The sequence below is a fragment of the Pseudomonas sp. GW822-FHT03F08 genome (genome assembly GCF_058801265.1).
In genome coordinates this window covers 29,095-50,036 of sequence record NZ_JBXANC010000016.1, presented here as the reverse complement: position 1 = coordinate 50,036, position 20,942 = coordinate 29,095, and the positions used below count along the sequence as shown (strand labels likewise).

Annotated in this window: 17 protein-coding genes; 8 read left to right on the top strand and 9 right to left on the bottom strand. The window is 61.7% G+C overall.

Features of this window, described 5'->3' with window-relative positions; genetic code table 11:
- Window positions 1-50 precede the first annotated feature (50 nt).
- From AC1RME_RS28735 to AC1RME_RS28700, 8 genes are all read left to right on the top strand, one after another.
- Entirely contained in the window at window positions 51-185 is a 135-nt protein-coding gene (locus AC1RME_RS28735; RefSeq protein ID WP_493092053.1) for a hypothetical protein, read from the top strand.
- A 440-nt stretch (window positions 186-625) separates the two neighbouring features.
- Window positions 626-1,786, top strand: a complete 1,161-nt coding sequence (locus AC1RME_RS28730) for an efflux RND transporter periplasmic adaptor subunit (RefSeq protein ID WP_096822821.1) — start codon at window positions 626-628, stop codon at window positions 1,784-1,786.
- Window positions 1,783-4,884: a multidrug efflux RND transporter permease subunit gene (locus AC1RME_RS28725; RefSeq protein WP_493092051.1), complete on the top strand. Its 3,102-nt coding sequence runs from the start codon at window positions 1,783-1,785 to the stop codon at window positions 4,882-4,884. Before AC1RME_RS28730 ends, AC1RME_RS28725 begins: the two co-directional genes overlap by 4 nt.
- A gap of 8 nt (window positions 4,885-4,892) precedes the next feature.
- Window positions 4,893-5,570, top strand: coding sequence for a heavy metal response regulator transcription factor (locus tag AC1RME_RS28720; protein ID WP_053123617.1), 678 nt, complete (start codon window positions 4,893-4,895; stop codon window positions 5,568-5,570).
- Window positions 5,560-6,924, top strand: a complete 1,365-nt coding sequence (locus AC1RME_RS28715; RefSeq protein WP_493092050.1) for a heavy metal sensor histidine kinase — start codon at window positions 5,560-5,562, stop codon at window positions 6,922-6,924. Before AC1RME_RS28720 ends, AC1RME_RS28715 begins: the two co-directional genes overlap by 11 nt.
- Before the next feature lie 121 nt (window positions 6,925-7,045).
- Window positions 7,046-7,267, top strand: coding sequence for a hypothetical protein (locus AC1RME_RS28710; RefSeq protein WP_096822824.1), 222 nt, complete (start codon window positions 7,046-7,048; stop codon window positions 7,265-7,267).
- 196 nt (window positions 7,268-7,463) lie between these two features.
- On the top strand, window positions 7,464-8,780 hold the full coding sequence (locus AC1RME_RS28705) for an OprD family porin (protein ID WP_096822825.1): 1,317 nt from the start codon (window positions 7,464-7,466) through the stop codon (window positions 8,778-8,780).
- A 112-nt stretch (window positions 8,781-8,892) separates the two neighbouring features.
- Window positions 8,893-10,401: a sensor domain-containing diguanylate cyclase gene (locus AC1RME_RS28700; protein ID WP_493092048.1), complete on the top strand. Its 1,509-nt coding sequence runs from the start codon at window positions 8,893-8,895 to the stop codon at window positions 10,399-10,401.
- A 61-nt stretch (window positions 10,402-10,462) separates the two neighbouring features.
- On the opposite strand, the gene lpxC is transcribed toward AC1RME_RS28700, so the two are convergent.
- From lpxC to murD, 9 genes are all read right to left on the bottom strand, one after another.
- Window positions 10,463-11,374, bottom strand: coding sequence for a UDP-3-O-acyl-N-acetylglucosamine deacetylase (gene lpxC / locus AC1RME_RS28695; RefSeq protein ID WP_007916984.1), 912 nt, complete (start codon window positions 11,372-11,374; stop codon window positions 10,463-10,465).
- Window positions 11,375-11,486: 112 nt separating this feature from the next.
- The gene (ftsZ, locus tag AC1RME_RS28690; RefSeq protein WP_025109282.1) at window positions 11,487-12,683 is read right to left on the bottom strand and encodes a cell division protein FtsZ; all 1,197 of its coding nucleotides are present in this window, start codon (window positions 12,681-12,683) and stop codon (window positions 11,487-11,489) included.
- Between the two features lie 67 nt (window positions 12,684-12,750).
- The gene (ftsA, locus tag AC1RME_RS28685; protein ID WP_007956755.1) at window positions 12,751-14,010 is read right to left on the bottom strand and encodes a cell division protein FtsA; all 1,260 of its coding nucleotides are present in this window, start codon (window positions 14,008-14,010) and stop codon (window positions 12,751-12,753) included.
- 15 nt (window positions 14,011-14,025) lie between these two features.
- Window positions 14,026-14,892, bottom strand: a complete 867-nt coding sequence (locus tag AC1RME_RS28680) for a cell division protein FtsQ/DivIB (RefSeq protein ID WP_096822827.1) — start codon at window positions 14,890-14,892, stop codon at window positions 14,026-14,028.
- Window positions 14,893-14,896: 4 nt separating this feature from the next.
- Window positions 14,897-15,871 (bottom strand): D-alanine--D-alanine ligase, encoded by a 975-nt coding sequence (locus AC1RME_RS28675; RefSeq protein ID WP_096822828.1) that lies wholly within the window; start codon window positions 15,869-15,871, stop codon window positions 14,897-14,899.
- Window positions 15,868-17,328, bottom strand: a complete 1,461-nt coding sequence (gene murC / locus AC1RME_RS28670) for a UDP-N-acetylmuramate--L-alanine ligase (protein WP_085733672.1) — start codon at window positions 17,326-17,328, stop codon at window positions 15,868-15,870. Before murC ends, AC1RME_RS28675 begins: the two co-directional genes overlap by 4 nt.
- Window positions 17,321-18,391: an undecaprenyldiphospho-muramoylpentapeptide beta-N-acetylglucosaminyltransferase gene (gene murG / locus AC1RME_RS28665; protein WP_493092046.1), complete on the bottom strand. Its 1,071-nt coding sequence runs from the start codon at window positions 18,389-18,391 to the stop codon at window positions 17,321-17,323. The genes murC and murG overlap by 8 nt, the downstream gene beginning before the upstream one ends.
- On the bottom strand, window positions 18,381-19,598 hold the full coding sequence (gene ftsW / locus AC1RME_RS28660; RefSeq protein WP_096822830.1) for a putative lipid II flippase FtsW: 1,218 nt from the start codon (window positions 19,596-19,598) through the stop codon (window positions 18,381-18,383). The genes murG and ftsW overlap by 11 nt, the downstream gene beginning before the upstream one ends.
- Entirely contained in the window at window positions 19,595-20,941 is a 1,347-nt protein-coding gene (gene murD / locus AC1RME_RS28655) for a UDP-N-acetylmuramoyl-L-alanine--D-glutamate ligase (RefSeq protein ID WP_493092044.1), read from the bottom strand. The genes ftsW and murD overlap by 4 nt, the downstream gene beginning before the upstream one ends.
- Between the last annotated feature and the right edge of the window lies 1 nt (window position 20,942).

Here is a 20,942-nt window from a genome sequence, read left to right as displayed (position 1 = left end):
GGGCCGTACACCGTGTATCCGCTGGTGGGGGCGGATCTTTAGAAGCGTAGATGGCGCGGGCCGGGAAAGATGAAAATCCAGAGATCGCCACCACCACCACCACCACCACCACCACCACCACCACCACCACCACCACCACCACCACCACCACCCTGCTCCTCACCACTCAACACGATGAGCGTTAGCTCAAGTACCGCTTTTGACGTACCGGCCCCTTCGGCAGGCTGAGTGGAGGGATTCATCCGGGGGTAGGCGCGTAGCGCCGTGCGGCGAAGCCGCATGCATCGAAAGGAGGTGCAGCGAAGCAAACCGTAGGCGATGCCCCCGGATGAATCCCGGAACGAAGGAACGCCGAGCCACAGCGAGGCGCCGTACGCCGGGGCCCAGCCTTTTGGTTCCTTTTTGGCGTTTGAAAAAGGGACTCGCCGTAAGGGCGAAACCGCCAGCTGCAACCCCCGCAGAAACGGATATTCACAAAGAACACCCAAAACCTGGTCGGCCCAAAGGCCGCCAAGTCAAAGCCGAAACTGACAGCCGCGACAGCTAGCCGTCACCCTCCTGACCCCCAAACAAGTTTATAAAGAACCAACCTGCCCAAACCCCGTCCCCCTGGCGCCCCACAAGCATGCAAATCCAGAAGAAAAAGGCCCTGCTCGCCACCCTGCTGATCGCCCTCGCAGCCGCTGGCCTGTGGTACGCGATAAAACCCGCACCGGCCAAACTCGCCGCCCCCACCGCCATCCCGGTCAGGGTCGTCGCCGTCAGCGAAAAAGACGTCCCCCGCTACACCAGCGGCATCGGCTCGGTCCTCTCGCTGCACAGCGTGGTGGTACGCCCGCAGATCGACGGCATCCTCACCAAACTTCTGGTCAAAGAGGGTCAACTGGTCAAACAGGGCGACCTGCTCGCCACCATCGACGACCGCTCGATCCGCGCCAGCCTCGACCAGGCCCGGGCACAATTGGGCGAAAGCCAGGCGCAACTGCAAGTGGCGCTGGTCAACCTCAAGCGCTACAAACTGCTCAGCGTCGACGACGGTGTATCGAAGCAGACCTACGACCAGCAACAGGCACTGGTCAACCAGCTCAAAGCCACCGCCCAAGGCAATCAGGCTTCGATTGACGCAGCGCAGGTACAACTTTCCTACACCCAGATTCGCTCCCCGGTCACCGGCCGCGTCGGGATTCGCACGGTCGACGAAGGCAACTTCCTGCGCATGACCGATACTCAGGGTCTGTTCACCGTGACCCAGATCGACCCGATCGCCGTAGAGTTTTCCCTGCCGCAGCAAATGCTGCCGACCCTGCAAGGTTTGATCAGCGATCCGCAGCGCGCCCAGGTCAAGGCCTACATCGGCGCCGACACCGATGGCGAAACCGGCAACCTGCTCGGCGAAGGTCACCTGACCCTGATCGACAACCAGATCAACGCCAACACCGGCACCATCCGCGCCAAGGCCGAATTCGACAACCCCAATCAGAAGCTCTGGCCCGGCCTGCTGGTGACGGTAAAGATTCAGACGGCGCTGGATAAAGATGCGCTGGTGGTCCCGCCCACTGTCGTACAGCGGGGCCTCGATCAACACTTCGTGTACCGGGTCAACGGCGACAAGGTGGAAGCCGTTCAGGTTCAAATGGTTTACCAGGGCAGCGGTCAGGACATCATCAAGGGTGTGAAACCCGGCGACGTATTGGTCAGTGACGGCCAGTCGCGGCTCAAGCCCGGTTCGACCGTGCAGGTCATGAGCGAGCCGCCGCAAGTGGTGCAAGCGGAGCCCAAGCCATGAAGCAGCACAAAGGCGTTTCGACCTGGTGCATCGATCACCCGGTGGCGACGATTCTGCTGACCATCGCATTGGTGCTGGTCGGGGTGATTGCCTTCCCGCGCCTGCCGATCGCCCCGCTGCCGGAAGCGGAATTTCCGACGATCCAGGTCTCCGCACAACTGCCCGGCGCCAGCCCGGACACCATGGCCTCGTCCGTGGCCACGCCGCTGGAGGTGCAATTCAGCGCCATCCCCGGCATGACCCAGATGACCTCCAGCAGTGCGCTGGGCTCCAGCCTGCTGACCCTGCAATTCACCCTCGACAAGAGCATCGACACCGCCGCCCAGGAAGTGCAGGCCGCGATCAACACCGCCGCCGGCAAACTGCCGAAAGACATGCCGACCCTGCCGACCTGGAAAAAGGTCAACCCGGCCGACAGCCCGGTGCTGATCCTCAGCGTCAGCTCGACCCAGATGCCCGGTACCGAACTCAGTGATCTGGTGGAAACCCTGCTTTCGCGTCAGATCAGTCAGATCGACGGCGTAGGCCAGATCAACATCACCGGTCAGCAACGTCCGGCGATTCGTGTACAAGCCTCGGCGGACAAACTGGCCGCCATCGGCCTGACCCTCGCCGACATTCGTCTGGCGATCCAGCAGACCAGCCTCAACCTCGCCAAAGGTGCGCTGTACGGCGAGTCGAGCATTTCCACGCTGTCGACCAACGATCAGTTGTTCCACCCTGAGGAATACAGCCAGCTCATCGTTTCCTACAAGGATGGCGCCCCGGTTCACCTGAAAGATGTCGCCAAAGTCGTCAACGGTTCGGAAGATGCCTACGTGCAAGCTTGGGCCGGCGATCAACCGGGGGTGAACCTGGTGATCTCCCGCCAGCCGGGGGCCAACATCGTCGAGACGGTGGACCGCATTCAAGCCGCCCTGCCCGGCCTCGAAGCCATGCTGCCGGCCTCGGTGCAGGTCAAAGTGCTGATCGACCGCACCCAGACCATTCGCGCCTCCCTGCATGAAGTGGAAATCACCCTGCTGATCGCGATCCTGCTGGTGGTGGCGGTGATGGCGCTGTTCCTGCGCCAGTTGTCCGCGACGATGATTGTGTCGGCGGTGCTCGGTGTGTCGCTGACCGCCAGTTTCGCCTTGATGTACCTGCTCGGTTTCAGTCTGAACAACCTGACGCTGGTTGCGATTGTGGTGGCGGTCGGGTTTGTGGTCGATGATGCGATCGTGGTGGTGGAGAACATTCACCGTCACCTGGAAGCCGGCGACAGCATGCGCGAAGCAGCGGTCAAGGGCGCCGGCGAGATCGGATTCACCGTGGTCTCGATCAGTTTCTCGCTGGTGGCGGCGTTCATTCCGCTGCTGTTCATGGGCGGCGTGGTCGGGCGCCTGTTCAAGGAATTTGCCCTGACGGCGACCTCGACCATCATGATTTCCGTGGTGGTGTCGTTGACGTTGGCGCCGACGCTCGCCGCGCTGTTCATGCGCAAACCGGTGCATCACGCCCATGACAAACCGGGGTTCAGCGAGCGCCTGCTCGGCTGGTACGAAAAAGGCCTGCGTCGCGCCCTCGCCCACCAGAAACTGATGATCGCGGTATTTGGTGTTTCTGTGGCGATGGCCATCGGTGGTTACATCTTTATCCCCAAAGGGTTCTTCCCGGTGCAGGACACCGGCTTCGTCCTCGGTACGACGGAAGCCGCCGCGGACATTTCCTACAGCGACATGGTGAAAAAACACCTGGCGATGGCCGAAATCGTCGCCGCCGACCCGGCCGTCCAGGCGTTTTCCCATTCGGTGGGTGTGTCCGGCAGCAACCAGACCATCGCCAACGGCCGCTTCTGGATTGCTCTGAAAAAACGCGGTGATCGCGACGTTTCGGCCAGCCAGTTCATCGACCGCATCCGTCCGCAACTGATGAAAGTCCCCGGCATCGTGCTTTACCTGCGCGCCGGCCAGGACATCAACCTCAGCTCCGGCCCGAGCCGTGCGCAGTATCAATATGTGCTCAAGAGCAACGACGGGCCGACCCTCGCCACCTGGACCCAGAAACTCACCGAAAAGCTGCGTAGCAACCCGGCGTTCCGTGACATTTCCAACGACCTGCAACTGGGCGGCAGCATCACCCACATCAGCATCGACCGCAGCGCCGCCGCGCGTTTCGGCCTGACGGCGAGTGATGTCGACGAGGCGCTGTACGACGCGTTCGGGCAACGGCAGATCAACGAGTTCCAGACCCAGGTTAACCAGTACAACGTGATTCTGGAGCTGGACACCAAACAGCGCGGCAAGGCCGAAAGCCTCAACTACTTCTACTTGCGCTCACCGCTGAGCGGGGAAATGGTGCCGCTGTCGGCGCTGGCCCGATTTGACGCACCGACCATCGGCCCATTGTCGATTGCCCACGACGGCATGTTCCCGGCCGCCAACCTGTCGTTCAACCTGGCGCCCGGCGTGGCGCTGGGTGACGCGGTGATCCTGCTCAATCAGGCCAAGGCCGAGATCGGCATGCCGACCGCGATCAGTGGCAACTTCCAGGGTGCGGCGCAGGCATTCCAGAGTTCGCTGGCCAGCCAGCCGTGGCTGATTCTGGCGGCGCTGGTGGCGGTGTACATCATCCTTGGTGTGCTTTATGAAAGCTTCGTCCATCCGCTGACGATCATCTCGACCTTGCCGGCAGCGGGCCTTGGCGCGGTGATCATGCTGTGGATCTGCGGCCAGGACTTTTCGATCATGGCGCTGATCGGGCTGGTGCTGTTGATCGGTATCGTCAAGAAGAACGGCATCCTGATGATCGACTTCGCTCTTGAAGCGCAGCGTCATCGCGGGCTGTCACCGCAGGACGCGATTTTCGAGGCGTGTATCACGCGGTTCCGGCCGATCATCATGACCACCCTCGCCGCCCTGCTCGGCGCCCTGCCGCTGATGCTCGGCTACGGCACCGGCGCCGAACTGCGCCAACCGCTGGGGATCGCGGTCGTGGGCGGCCTGCTGGTCAGCCAGATGCTGACGCTGTTCACCACACCGGTCATATACTTGTGGCTTGAGCGGCTGTTCCACAAGCCCAAACCAGCGCCCGTCGCGGCGCTGGCAACGACAGACTGAGGCGGGTCATGCGCGTTCTGATTATCGAAGACGAAGAGAAAACCGCGGACTATTTGCACCGCGGCCTGACGGAACAGGGTTACACCGTGGATCTGGCTCGCGACGGCATCGAGGGCCTGCACCTGGCTCTGGAAAGCGACTACGCGGTGATCGTCCTCGACGTGATGCTGCCGGGCCTCGACGGCTTCGGCGTACTGCGCGCGTTGCGTGCGCGCAAGCAGACGCCGGTGATCATGCTCACCGCCCGCGAACGGGTCGAAGACCGGATCAGGGGCTTGCGCGACGGTGCCGACGATTACCTCGGCAAACCGTTTTCCTTCCTCGAACTGGTGGCGCGCCTGCAAGCGCTGACCCGCCGCAGTGGCGGTCATGAACCGGTGCAAGTGAGCATCGCCGACCTGTGGATCGATCTGATCAGCCGCAAGGCCACCCGCGCCGGCACGCGACTGGACCTGACCGCCAAGGAGTTTTCGCTGCTCAGCGTTTTAGCCCGGCGTCAGGGTGAGATCCTGTCGAAAACCGCGATTGCGGAAATGGTCTGGGACATCAATTTCGACAGCGACGCCAACGTTGTCGAAGTCGCGATCAAGCGTCTGCGGGCCAAGCTCGACGGGCCGTTCGACGAGAAACTGCTGCACACCATCCGTGGCATGGGTTATGTGCTGGAGAGCCGTGGTGTCCAGTAATTCGATTGCGCTGCGCTTGAGCGGGATGTTCACGCTGGTGGCGCTGCTGGTGTTTCTGTTGATCGGCGGCGCGCTGTATCAGCAGGTGGACAAGGGCTTGGGGCTGCTGCCGGAAGCCGAGCTGGACGCGCGTTATAGCGTGCTGGAGTCGGCACTCAACCGATTCGGCACTCCCGAACATTGGGTGAAGATCAACGCCAAACTGAACTTGCTCGGCGAAGAAGACAAACGCATCCGCTTCTGGGTGGTGAGCGGTGACCCGAGTTATGAATATGGCCAGCCGGACGCCATGATCCGCGCCTTTGCCCAAGGCCCTCTGGGCATGCGCGACCTGCAACTGCCCAACCATGATTACCCGCTGAAAGTGCTGCTGACCGAACTGCCGGCCAAGGACCAACGCCCGCCCCTGCGGTTCATGATCAGCATCGACACCGAGACCTTTCACCAGACCCAGCACAACCTTCTTATCGCCTTGATCGGCCTGGCGATTGTCGGCGTGCTGCTGGCTTCGGCATTGGGTTATTGGGTAGCGCGGATCGGCCTCAAGCCGCTGATCAAACTGTCCCACGAGGCCCAGCGTCTGGCACCGCCGCTGCGGGCCGGGCGCTTGCGTCTGTCACCGTTGCCACCGGAACTGGAACAGTTTGTCGACTCGTTCAACTCGACACTGGAGCGGGTTGAACAAGCCTACTCACGGTTGGAATCGTTCAACGCTGACGTGGCCCATGAGCTGCGCTCACCGCTAACCAACCTGATCGGCCAGACCCAGGTTGCCCTCACTCGCGGGCGTTCTGCCGAACATTATTTCGAAGTGCTGCAATCCAACCTCGAAGAGCTGGAACGCCTGCGCTCGATCATCAACGACATGCTGTTTCTGGCCAGTGCCGACCAGGGCAGCAAGGCCACCAAACTGACCTCGACGTCACTCGCCGATGAAGTGGCGACCACCCTCGAATACCTCGATTTCATCCTCGAAGATGCACAGGTCGAAGTACGAGTGAGCGGCGACGCGCAGGTGCAGATCGAGATCGCTCATTTGCGCCGGGCGTTGATCAATCTGTTGAGCAACGCGGTGCAACACACCGCTCCAGGACAGGTGATCGAAGTGCAGATCACGGTCGAGGAACATCAGGTCAGCATCGGCGTCGCCAACCCCGGCTCACCGATTGCCAGCGAACATTTGCCGCGCTTGTTCGAACGCTTCTACCGGGTCGATGCGTCGCGCAGCAACAGCGGCAACAACCATGGTCTGGGGCTGGCGATCGTCAAGGCGATTGCGCTGATGCATGGCGGGGATGTGTTTGTGCGCAGTGATCGCGGAATGAACACTTTTGGCATTCACCTCCCGGTCTGAGGACCTGGATCGTTGCCATTCCCGCAACAGTCATTTATGAAAATCACGCTGTTTCCCGGCGCCCGGCGACCTTATCTTTGCCCGCACCAAACAGCACTTGCCAAGCAAGAAGGTTTTCAAGATGTCCAACAGTATGGGTATTGCCAGCGCTTTCGTTTTGTCCTCATTGATCCTGTCGCCGATGGCGATGGCTGAAGAATCGCAGTCGTTCGTAGCGCAAAACGCCGCTCGCGCCCAGGCATTCGAGCAGTATCAGGCAGACGTGATGGCCAAGGCCCAAGACGCCACGCAAGCCCCTCAGGCCGCAACTTCCCAGGTTCAGGCAGCCGAGAAAGACAGCTGAGTCGCGCACTACGCAACGTTTCCCTCGACGCGGTTGTTTGGCTCTTCCCGTTCAACCGTCGTCCTTCCAGGCCGCTGACTTTCAGCGGCCTTTTTTCGTTGTGGTGTGCAAGCGGACAGGTTCGTCTCTTACAATTAGAAACATCCCGCACCTCAAGACATTGAAGTGTCAGTTGACCCAAGGAGCTTTACCGCACGTGCGTTACCCAGTTCGCTTCACCCCGCTGTTCATTGCAATTGCCGCAACGATTGCCCCCGCCGCCCACGCCGCCGAACCCGAGAAAGAAGGCTTCGTCGAAGGCTCGAGCCTCAACCTCAATGCCCGCAACTACTACATGAACCGTAACCGTCTGCAGCAGACGGACGACAACATCGAGTGGGGCCAGGGTTTCCTCGGCAAATTCCAGTCGGGCTACACCGAAGGCACGGTCGGTTTCGGCATTGATGCCCACGCCATGCTCGGTCTGAAACTCGACGGTGGTGGCGGTACGGACAACTCCAGCATCCTGCCGGTCAGCGACGGCAACGGCAAAGCGCCGGGCTCGTTCTCCACCGCGGGTGGCACGCTGAAAGTGCGTGCGTTCGATACCGAACTGAAGGCCGGTGACCTGTTCCTCACCAACCCGGTGATCGCCGGCGGTGAAAGCCGCATGCTGCCGCAGACCTTCCGTGGCGTCAGCCTGACCAACCACAGCTTCGACGGCTGGATGATCGAAGGTGGCCAGGCCAGTTTCACCAAACCGTACAACCAGAGCGGTCACAAACGCATCGGCACCTCGTACGGCACGCTCGCCGAGCACGATGAAAGCCAGCACCTGAACTGGGCCGGCGTGGCCTGGAGCGGCGTCGAAGGCCTGACCAGCAGCCTTTATGCTTCCGAGCTGAAGGACATCTGGAACCAGTACTACTACGACCTCGACTACACCTGGGCGCTGAATGATCTGGTGACCCTCAACCCGGGCCTGCACTTCTATCACACGCAGGACACCGGCGACGCGTTGCTGGGCAACATCGACAACAACACCTACAGCCTGCATTTCACCGTCGGCATCGGCAGCCACAGCGTCACCGCCGCGTACCAGCGGGTCAACGGCAACACGCCGTTCGACTACATCAGCCAGGGCGACAGCATCTACCTCGACAACTCCCAGCAATACTCGGACTTCAACGGCCCGAACGAGCGCTCGTGGAAACTCAAGTACGCCTACGACTTCGCTGGTCTCGGCATGCCAGGCCTGACCTCGGCGGTGTCTTACTCGCGCGGCACACTGGACCTGACCAAGGTCGACCCGGACAGCAAAGGCTACGCCTCGTGGTACAGCGCCGAAGGTCGCAACGCCAAGCACTGGGAACGTGACATCGACCTCAAATACGTGGTGCAGAGCGGCCAGGCCAAAGACCTGGCGGTACGTCTGCAATGGGCCACCAACCGTGGCGGCAACGGTTACGGCGCGCTGGATACGGACACAGATGAATACCGCGTGATCATCGACTACCCGATCAACGTCTTCTAAGATCGGCGCTACAGTAAGAAGGCCAGCCTTATGCGCTGGCCTTTTTCTTGCGTGTGCGGCAGCGACGTTTGTACAACTACGCTTAGAAGACTCTTCAACCGATAACCCAACCATGATCGCGAGCCGTACCCCACCCGTTGCGGGCAAGACCGGACGCCCCGAGTTGCTGTTGATCCTCGGCAGTCTGCTGAGCGTCATCGCGATTGTGTGCATCGTCACTTTTTTGCTGATTCGTGAGCACGCCAACGCTCAGGAATCGGCAACGCGCAGTGCCACCACCATCGCCCAACTGATCGATGCCGATGTGTTGCGCACCGTTGAGCTGTACGACCTGACCCTGCAAGGGCTGATCGCAGCGGCCCAGCGCGATGACCTGAAAAGCGTGTCACCGCAGATTCGTCACCTGGCGCTGTTCGACCGCTCCACGACCGCGCGCTTCAAGGGCGACATCCTGCTGCTCGACAAACATGGCGAGGTCATCGCCGACTCCTCGCGGGTCGAACCGCTGCCGGGCAATTTCGCCGACCGCGATTACTTTCTCGCCCACGCCTTCAACCGCGACACCGGCATGTACATCAGCCGCCCGTTCAAGCCACGTTGCGACTGCGACGACGCCAACCAGTGGCGTGTCAGCTTCAGCCGGCGCATCTCTTCGGACACCGGTGAATTCCTGGGTGTGGCGGTCGCTTCGATGAAGCTCGATTACTTCGACCAGTTGTTCAACAGCCTCGACATCGGCGTCGACAGCACGCTGAACATCATCAACAACGACGGTATCCTGCTGGCCCAGAAGCCCTATCTGCAAAGCGATTCGATCGGCAAGAGTTTTGCCGCCCGTCCCAATGTGGTGCGGATTCTGCGCGACCGCAGCGGCAATGGCAGTTTCAGCAGCATTTCCAGCATGGATCACCAGCAACGGCTGTACACCTACTCTCAGGTCGGCAACCTGCCGCTGACCGTGATCGTGGCGCTGTCGAGCGATGAAGTGTTCGGGGCGTGGAAGCGCACGGCGATTCTGATCAGCGGCGCCACCGGCGTGCTTTGCCTCGGCCTGTTATGGCTGACCTGGCTGCTGGCCCGGGAGCTGCGCCTGCGGCAACGGGCCGAACGAGAACTGGCGCAACTGGCGGCCACCGATGCCCTGACCGGCGTCGCCAACCGGCGGATGCTCGATCAGGCGCTGCGACACGAATGGTTTCGTGCCCAGCGCTCGGGCAAGGCGTTGTCGGTGCTGATGGTCGATGCCGATCACTTCAAGGCATTCAACGACCGGCATGGTCATCAGGCCGGGGATCAGGCACTGCGCGAACTGGCCAAAGTGATTAGCGCCAATGTGCGGCGCCCGGCGGATCTGGTGGCACGTTATGGCGGTGAAGAGTTCTCGGTGATCCTGGCCGAAACCGACAGCGTCGGCGCGCAACAGATTGCCGAGCATGTGCGGGCGGCGGTGGAACAGTTGCCGCGCCTGGAGGGGGATGAAGTGCCGATGACCGTGAGCATCGGTATCAGCACCTGGACGGCGGCGAGCGAGATCAGTCTGGAGCAACTGATGTTTGCGGCGGACAAGGCGCTGTATCAGGCCAAGGAAGGTGGCCGGAATCGGGTGGTGATGGCGTCCTGAAAACAGGCATAAAAAAAGGCCACCCAAAGGTGGCCTTCAAAAAACTAGAGAGGTTTTTTACTTACACCGCCGCAACCGGGCGCATGTAAGAGATTGGTGCGGTGCTGGCGTCTTCGAACGTCACGACTTCCCAGGCATCTGTCTGCTCAATCAACTTGCGCAGCAGCTGGTTGTTCAGTGCGTGGCCGGACTTGAAGCCCTTGAACTCACCAATCAGGCTATTGCCCAGCAGGTACAGGTCGCCAATTGCATCGAGGATCTTGTGCTTCACGAATTCGTCTTCATAGCGAAGGCCGTCTTCGTTCAGTACGCCATCGGCATCGACCACGATCGCGTTTTCAACGCTGCCGCCGAGTGCGAGGTTGTGCTTGCGCAGGTACTCGATGTCACTCATGAAACCGAAAGTACGGGCGCGGCTGACTTCTTTTACGAACGAAGTGCTGGAAAAATCCACGCTTGCACTTTGGGTGCGGTCCCGGAAAACCGGGTGATCGAAATCGATCTCGAAGCTCACCTTGAACCCTTCGAAAGGGACGAAAGTGGCGCGCTTGTCGCCGTCTTCCACTGTCACTTCACGCAGGATGCGGATGAATTTCTTGGCGGCGTCCTGTTCTTCCAGGCCTGCCGATTGAATCAGGAATACGAAAGGTCCTGCGCTACCGTCCATGATCGGGACTTCGGACGCGGAGAGCTCGACGTAGGCGTTATCGATGCCCAGGCCAGCCATGGCCGAGAGCAAGTGCTCTACCGTGTCCACTTTGACGTCGCCGTTAATCAGCGTCGTCGACATAGTGGTTTCACCGACGTTTTCCGCGCGGGCAGGAATCTGCACCACAGGGTCGAGGTCAGCGCGACAAAACACAATGCCAGTGTCGACAGGCGCAGGCTTGAGGGTCAGGTAGACCTTCTCCCCGGAGTGCAGGCCTACACCTGTGGCACGGATAATATTTTTCAGTGTGCGTTGTTTAATCATGGCTTGGGCCGCTTCAGCGCAAATTGCGAACTGGTATCAACAAAGGCTGGCGATGATAGCAGACCATGCCTTTGCTGAACACCAATCACCTTCATAGCCCTGATACATTCCATCAATCAGCCTGACGACGCAGGAAAGCCGGGATGTCCAGGTAGTCCAGGTCATCTTGCGGATTCATCTTCGCGGCAGTCGCAGCACCGGCCTGAGCCTGGTTGCGCATGACGGTCGGACGGTCCAGGTCACGGTAGTTCACCGCTGGCGCTTCCTGACGGGCGGGAGCCGGTTGTTGCACCTGAGCAGCAGCCATGGAGGTGTGAACGGTGTTGTCGATGACCTTCACAGGCTTCTCGATTTTCGCGCCCAGACCGGTGGCAACCACAGTTACGTGCAGCTCGTCGCGCATGTCCGGATCGATAACGGTACCGACCTTGACCATCGCGTGCTCGGAGGCGAAGGCTTCGATGATCGAACCCACGTCGGAGTACTCACCCAGGGACAGGTCAGGACCGGCAGTGATGTTCACCAGGATGCCGCGTGCGCCTTGCAGGTTCACGTCTTCCAGCAGCGGGTTGCGGATGGCCGCTTCGGTCGCTTCACGTGCACGGTTCGGACCGCTGGCGCAGCCAGTGCCCATCATCGCCATGCCCATTTCGCTCATCACGGTGCGTACGTCGGCGAAGTCGACGTTGATCATGCCCGGACGCTTGATGATGTCGGAGATACCGCGAACGGCACCGGCCAGTACATCGTCAGCCTTGGCGAAAGCCGACAGCAGGCTTGCGTCTTTACCGAGGATGGTCAGCAGCTTCTCGTTGGGAATGGTGATCAACGAGTCGACGCTTTCGGAGAGCATGCGGATGCCTTCGTCGGCGATCTGCATACGCTTGCGGCCTTCGAACGGGAACGGACGCGTTACGACAGCAACGGTCAGGATGCCCATTTCCTTGGCCACTTCGGCGATGATCGGCGCAGCACCGGTACCGGTACCACCGCCCATGCCAGTGGTGATGAACACCATGTTGGTGCCGGCCAGCACTTCAGCGATGCGCTCGCGATCTTCCAGCGCAGCCTGACGGCCGACTTCCGGGTTGGCGCCGGCGCCCAGGCCTTTGGTCACGCCGGTGCCCAGTTGCAGAATGGTACGCGCGCCGATGTTTTTCAGCGCTTGAGCATCGGTGTTGGCGCAGATGAACTCGACGCCTTCGATGTTGCTCTTGACCATGTGGTTGACAGCGTTGCCGCCGCCACCGCCAACACCGATAACTTTGATTACCGGGCTTGCGGGGATGTTGTCTACGAGTTCGAACATTTTCCCTCTCCTTACATTCTCTAGTTTTTTCGCCTACTGCATTTTGTTGCGGTGCTGCGGTAAAGCTTTAGAAGTTGCCTTGAACCCACTTCTTCAATCGGTCCAGCAACGGCGCCTGTGGCTCATCGTTGCTGTAGCTGTCGCGGCTGCCGATGCCCGAGAACGAGATCCCGTCGGACTGCTTCTGCAGGCCGTACATCAACAAGCCAACGCCAGTGGAATAAATCGGGTTGCGCACCACGTCATCCAGACCTTTCACGCCATGGGGCACGCCCAGGCGCACCGGCATGTGGAAGATTTCCTCGGCCAGTTCGGTGGCGCCTTCCATTTTCGACGTACCGCCGGTCAGCACGATGCCGGCCGGGATCAGGTCTTCGTAGCCGCTGCGACGCAGCTCGGCCTGGATCAGGGTGAACAGCTCGTCGTAACGCGGCTCGACCACTTCGGCCAGGGCCTGACGGGACAGTTCGCGCGGTGGACGGTCGCCGACGCTCGGCACCTTGATGGTCTCGCCGGCACCGGCCAGCTTGGCCAGCGCGCAGGCGTAGCGGATCTTGATCTCTTCGGCGTACTGGGTCGGGGTACGCAACGCCATGGCGATGTCGTTGGTCACCTGGTCACCGGCAATCGGGATCACGGCCGTGTGGCGGATGGCGCCTTCGGTGAAGATCGCGATGTCGGTGGTGCCGCCGCCGATGTCGACCAGGCACACGCCCAGCTCTTTTTCGTCGTCGGTCAGGACCGAGTAGGCCGAAGCCAGTTGCTCGAGAATGATGTCGTCGATTTCCAGACCGCAGCGACGCACGCATTTTTCAATGTTCTGTGCGGCGTTGACGGCGCAGGTGACCACATGGACCTTGGCTTCCAGACGCACGCCGGACATGCCCAGCGGCTCGCGCACGCCTTCCTGGTTATCGATCACGTAGTCCTGCGGCAAGGTGTGCAGCACCCGCTGGTCAGCCGGGATCGCCACAGCCTGGGCGGCGTCGAGTACTCGCTCCAGGTCAGCCGAGCTGACTTCGCGATCACGAATCGCCACGATGCCGTGGGAGTTCAGGCTGCGGATGTGATTGCCCGCCACGCCGACGAACGCCGAGTGAATGCGGCAGCCCGCCATCAGTTGGGCTTCTTCGATCGCACGCTGGATCGATTGCACGGTGGACTCGATGTTCACCACCACGCCTTTCTTCAGGCCGCGGGACGGATGAGTGCCGATCCCGACGATTTCCAGCGAGCCGTCGTCCGCAACCTCGCCGACCAGCGCCACCACCTTGGAGGTGCCGATATCGAGACCGACGATCATTTTGCCGCTTTGCACGTTTGCCATGGGTCCTGCCTCTTCTTAATTCTTTGCGACAGCGGGTTGGGCTGTCGTCGGCGCTACTGGTTCCCGCCAGCCAACAGCGAGGCCGTTGGCATAGCGCAGATCGATGCGCGCAATGTTCGTAATCTGGTCTTTAAGCGTCTTGTCATAGATGGCAATGAAGCGGCGCATCTTTTCCACCAGGTTGCCGCGTCCCAGCAGCAACTCGATGCCGGGGCCGGAACTGCCGGCACCGGTAGTCAGGAACCAGCTGCCACGTTCACGCAGCTCAAGGCGCGCAATCGAGAAGCCCATTGGCCTGAGCATCTGGCTCAGCACCTGATACTGCTGCATCACTTGCTGCTGGGCCCGCTGCGGGCCGAACAGCTGTGGCAAGTGTTCGTAGTTCGCCAGTTCCTTGGGCGTGAACGCCTGGCCCTGGTTGTTGAGCAGCGACTCGTCGCCCCAACGGGCCACAGGCAGTTGCTCTTCGAGGCGGATCACCACCTGGTCCGGCCACACCCGACGGACTTCGGCGTGAGCGATCCACGGCATCTGCTCCAGCTCGGTGCGCATGCTCGCCAGGTCGATGGTGAAGAAGCTCGACGCCACGTACGGGGCGATTCGCTGCTGCACCGCTTGCTGGCTGATGTAGCTCAGGTCGCCCTGCACCGCGATCTTGGTGATCGGCCGGTCGGCGTACGGCAACAACCGCTGCGCGCCTTCGTAGGTACCGAACCCGAGCACCACCAGCAACACCGGCCAGAACAGGCTTTTCAGGAAACCGAAATTGGCTTTGGGCAGGCGCGCGGACATCGGCTCTTTGGCCACCATTCGGCTGGCACCCCGCGGCACCGGCTTGCGGCCGGGAGCGGGTGGCTGATGTCTGAGCTGTGCGCCTTGCATGGTCTTAACCTCGCGCCTCTTTCTTGCCATCGGCATCGACACTGGCGGCCAGAATGGCCAGGACCAGTTGCTGGAAATCCAGACCGGCCGCTTTCGCCGCCATCGGTACCAGGCTGTGATCGGTCATGCCGGGAGCGGTGTTGACTTCCAGGAACCAGAATTTGCCGTCGGCGTCCTGCATCACGTCCGCCCGACCCCAACCACCGATGCCCAGCGCCTCGCAGGCTTGCGCCGTGAGGTCCATGAGTTCTTTTTCCTTGGCGGCATCCAGCCCGCACGGAATCCGATACTGGGTATCGTTGGCGATGTACTTGGCGTCGTAGTCGTAGAACGTGTGTGGCGTACCCAGGGCGATAGGAGGCAACACCTGGTCACGCAGGGTGGCGATGGTGAACTCCGGACCGTGGATCCATTGCTCGACCAACACTTGCGAATCGTAGGTACTGGCCGCTTTCCATGCGTCGATCAACTCGGACGCAGAACTCACTTTGGCCATCCCGATACTTGAACCTTCATGCGCCGGTTTGACGATCAAAGGGAAGCCCAGTTCCGTCGCTGCCGAAATACAATCGGCCTCGCTGCGCAGCACGGCGTGACGCGGCGTCGGAATCCCCAACGTGTGCCAGACCTGCTTGGTGCGCAGTTTGTCCATCGCCAGCGCGGAAGCCAGGATGCCGCTGCCGGTGTACGGAATGCCGGCCACTTCGAGCAGGCCCTGCATGCTGCCGTCTTCACCGCCACGACCGTGGAGGATGATGAACGCGCGGTCGATTTTTTCGCTCAGCAAGCGCTGCAGAATGTCAGCGCCGACGTCGATCCCGAACGCGTCCACACCAGCGCTTTGCAGCGCAGTGAGCACAGCGTTGCCGGACTTCAGCGAGACTTCACGCTCGGCACTCAAGCCACCGAACAGCACGGCAACGCGGCCGAAGTCTTTCGGGGCAATGGTGGAGAACAGATTGGCGTAGGCAGCAGTCATTTCAACTTCCCCTCGACCGGCGCCGCCACGGCACCGGCGAATAACTCGCTTTTCAACAGTTTCGGTGCGAGGCCGCCGATGTCACCGGCGCCCTGGCACAGCAGAATGTCACCGGCACGCAGCAGCGGCTTGACCAGCGGCGCGAGATCGACACCGCGCTCGATGTAGATCGGGTCCAGCTGACCGCGCTGACGGATGCTGTTGCACAGCTTGCGGCTGTCAGCCCCCGGAATCGGCTCTTCGCCGGCCGGATAGACTTCCATCAGCAACAGCACGTTGGCGTCGGCCAGTACATTGACGAAATCGTCGTACAGGTCGCGGGTTCGGCTGTAGCGGTGCGGCTGGTAAACCATCACCAGGCGGCGCTCTGGCCACCCACCGCGCACAGCCTTGATCACGGCCGCGACTTCGGTCGGGTGGTGACCGTAGTCGTCGACCAGCATCACGTTGCCGCCGTCCACCGGCAGTTCGCCGTAGACCTGGAAGCGACGACCGACACCCTGGAACCCGGACAGCCCCTGAACGATGGCTTCATCACTGACGCCTTCGTCGGTGGCGATGCAGATGGTCGCCAGGGAATTGAGCACGTTGTGGTTGCCCGGCATGTTCACGGACACATCCAGTGGCTCGCGATCAGGGCGCAGCACGGTGAAGAAGGTCTGCATGCCTTGCTGGCGCACATTGATGGCGCGCACGTCAGCGTCTTCGCTGAAGCCGTAGGTCACGGTCGGACGTTTCACCTGCGGCAGGATTTCACGCACCACCGGGTCGTCCAGGCACATCACCGCCAGACCGTAGAACGGCAGGTTGTGCAGGAACTCGACGAAGGTTTTCTTCAGTTTGTTGAAGTCACCGTCGTAGGTCGCCATGTGGTCGGCGTCGATGTTGGTCACCACGGCCACCAGTGGTTGCAGGTGCAGGAAGCTGGCGTCGCTCTCGTCGGCCTCGGCGATCAGGTAGCGGCTGGTGCCGAGCTGGGCATTGGTGCCCGCAGCGTTCAGACGGCCACCGATGACGAACGTCGGGTCCAGGCCACCGGCCGCAAACACCGAAGCGATCAGGCTGGTGGTGGTGGTTTTGCCGTGCGTACCAGCAACGGCGATGCCGTGGCGGTAGCGCATCAGCTCGGCGAGCATCTCGGCACGTGGCACCACCGGGATACGGCGTTCCAGCGCAGTCGCGACTTCCGGGTTGGACGTATTCACGGCGCTCGACACCACCAGCACATCGGCGGCAGCGGCGTTCTCGGCACGGTGACCGATGAAGATCTGCGCACCGAAGGATTCCAGACGCTCAGTGACCGGCGAAGCCTTGAGGTCGGAGCCGGACACGGCGTAACCCAGGTTCAGCAGCACTTCGGCAATGCCGCACATGCCCACGCCGCCGATCCCGACGAAGTGGATGCGACGGATGCGGCGCATTTCCGGTTGCGGCATGGCTTTCTGATTCTCAACCATGGGCCACCTCCAGACAGGTATCGACCACGCTGCGGGTGGCTTCGGGTTTTGCCAGACGGCGGGCCGCTTGGGCCATTTCTTCGAGTCGTTGCGGTTGCATCAAGACCTCTGTCAGGCGCGCGGCAAGGTCCGCGGCACCAGTCGTTCTTTGCGGCATCAGGAAGGCAGCACCTTCGCGGGCCAAATAATCGGCGTTGCGGGTCTGGTGATCGTCGATCGCGTGGGGCAAGGGCACCAGCATCGAGGGCAGACCGGCGGCAGCCAGCTCACTGACGGTCAATGCGCCTGCGCGGCACACCACCAGATCAGCCCAGCCATAGGCCTGGGCCATGTCCTTGATGAAGGGCTGCACCTGCGCGTCCACGCCGGCGGCGCGGTAGCGCTCTGTAGTCACTTCATCGTGATTTTTGCCGGCCTGATGAAACACTTCCGGGCGCAAGTCGGAGGCGACTTGTGCCAGGGCTTCAGGCAGCAACTTGTTCAACGGTTCTGCGCCCAGGCTTCCGCCCAGGATCAGCAAACGCGCCTTGCGTCCGGCCAGTGCCGCACGCGGTGTTTCGAGGAACAGCTCGCTGCGCACCGGGTTACCGGTGGTACGGCGGCTGTCCGACAGGGTAAAGGTGTCGGGGAAGGCTTCACACACCCGGGCGGCGAACGGCACCAGCAACCGATTGGCGGTGCCGGCCACGGCGTTCTGCTCGTGAACGATCACCGGCACACCGGCCAGTTTGGCGGCGATGCCACCAGGGCCGGTCACGTAACCACCGAAGCCGACCACACACACCGGACGCAGCCGGCGAATGATCGCCCGCGCCTGCCACACCGACTTCAGCAGCATGAACGGCGCCTTGAGCAGCGACAGCTTGCCCTTGCCGCGCAGACCGCTGGCGTTGATGCGGTGCAATTCGAGGCCGGCGGCCGGCACCAGGTCGTTTTCGATCCCGCGTGGCGTGCCGAGCCAGTGCACGGTATAGCCGCGTGCCTGAAACTCACGGGCGCAGGACAGTGCCGGGAACACGTGGCCACCGGTACCACCGGCCATGATCAATACGTTAGCGCCCATGATTCGGCTCCTCCGCGAAGTCGCTCTCATGGAATTCCATCTCTTCACTGCCCAGGTGGGTCCGACTCTCCCACTCGATCCTCAGCAACAAGCCAAGGCAGGCACAGCAGATCACCAGGGAACTGCCGCCATAACTGAGGAACGGCAAGGTCAGGCCCTTGGTCGGCAGCAGGCCGACGTTCACGCCGATGTTGATCAGGAACTGACCGATCCACAGGAACGACAGACCGTAGGCAACATAAGCGGCAAAAAACTGTTTGGCTTTCTCGGCCCACAGACCGATGTACATGCCGCGAATACACACGAACACAAACAGCGCCACGGTGCACAGCGAGCCCACCGCGCCCAGCTCTTCAGCCAGTACCGAGAACACGAAGTCGGTGTGGGCTTCCGGCAGGTAGAACTGCTTCTGCACACTGTTGCCCAGACCCACGCCCAGCCACTCGCCGCGACCGAACGCGATCAAGGCCTGGGACAATTGATAACCGGCGCCGAACTGGTCGGCCCACGGGTCGGCGAAGTTGGTCAGACGCGCCATCCGGTACGGTTGCATCTGAATCAGCAACACCACCGCCGCCACCGCCAGCACCACCATCAGCGAGAACCGGAACAACCCGACCCCGCCGAGGAACAGCATCGCCGCCGCAGCGCCCATCATTACGACGGTGGCACCGAAGTCCGGCTCCATCAGCAACAGGCCGGCCATCGGCAGCAGCACGATGAACGGCTTGAAGAAGCCCATCCAGCTCTCGCGCACTTCCTTCTGGCGACGCACCAGATAACCGGCGAGGTAAATCACCACGAACACCTTGGCGATCTCGGACGGCTGAACGTTGAAGAAGCTGAAACCGATCCAGCGCATCGAACCGTTAACCTCACGGCCGATCCCCGGGACGATCACCATCACCAACAGACCGAACGCACCAATCAGCATCAGCCAGCCCAGCCGCTGCCAGGTGGCGATCGGAATCATCATGGTGACGATGCACGCGCCCAGGCCCAGCACCACGTAGATCAGGTGACGGGTCATGTAATAAAGAGCACTTCCCGACTGCACCGCACCGACTTCGGTCGATGCCGAAGCGATCATGATCAGGCCCAGGCCGAGCAGCGCCAGGCAACCGGCGAGCATCGGGAAGTCGAGGTCGATCCCGCGCCCGGTGATGATCGGCGACGGATACGGCTTGATGATGTTTCTCAGGCTCATGCCAGTTCCTCCACGGCGCGGACGAACTGGTGACCACGGTCTTCGTAATTCTTGAACATGTCGAAACTGGCGCAGGCCGGCGACAGCAGCACCACGTCACCCGGTTGGGCGGCGGCGCGGCATTGTTCGACCGCATCGACCAGCGAACTGGCTCGGATCAGCGGCACGGCGTCGCCGATGGCCTCGCCGATCTTGTCGGAGTCGCGGCCCATCAGGATCACGGCGCGGCAATGAGCGGCTACCGGGTCACGCAGGTCCTTGAACTCGGCACCCTTGCCATCGCCACCGGCGATCAGCACGACCTTGCCTTCGATGTCCGCACCCAGGCCTTCGATGGCAGCCAGTGCAGCGCCGACGTTGGTGGCTTTGGAATCGTTGTAGTAACCGACGCCGTCCAGATCACGCACCCACTGGCAACGGTGTTCGAGACCGGCGAAGGTGCGCAGCGCTGCCAGCATGGCGTCGAACGGCAGACCGACTGCATGTCCGAGCGCCAGCGCCGCGAGGGCGTTGGACTGGTTGTGGGCGCCGCGAATCTTCAGTTCACGCACTGGCATCAGGTTCTGGAATTCGAAGGCCAGGTATTTCTCGCCATTCTCTTCGCGCAGGCCGAACGCCTTGAAATCGGGTTTGGTGAGGCCGAAGGTCCAGCATGGCTGGCCCTCGCCCATCAGCGGACGGGTCAACGCGTCCTGACGGTTGACCACGAACTGCTTGGCGCCACGGAAGATCCGGTGCTTGGCCAGGTGATAGGCCGGCAGACCGCTGTAACGGTCCATGTGGTCTTCGCTGATGTTGAGCACGGTCGCCACTTCGGCGTTGAGCTGATCGGTGGTTTCCAGCTGGAAGCTCGACAGCTCCATCACGTACAGCTCGACGTCATCGCTGAGCAGGTCCAGCGCCGGCGTACCGAGGTTGCCGCCCACGGCCACGCGCTTGCCGGCCGCAGCCGCCATCTCGCCGACCAGGGTGGTGACGGTGCTTTTCGCATTGGAACCGCTGATGGCCACGATCGGCGCCTTCGCGTTACGCGCGAACAGCTCGATGTCGCCGGACAACTTCACGCCACGGGCTGCGGCGGCTTGCAGGGCCGGGGTCGCCAGCGCCAGGCCGGGGCTCACGTAGAGCTCGTCGGCACGGCACAGGAACTCGACGTCCAGCTCGCCACAACGCACTTCCACGTGCGGATAGTCACGCTGGAGCGTGGCCAGTTCCGGTGGATTTTCCCGCGTGTCGGCCACAGCAAACGCCACGCCCCGGTTCGCCAGGAAGCGAACCAGGGACATGCCGCTCTTGCCGAGGCCGACAACGATGCGGAAGTGGTCAGAAGCGATCAGAGACACT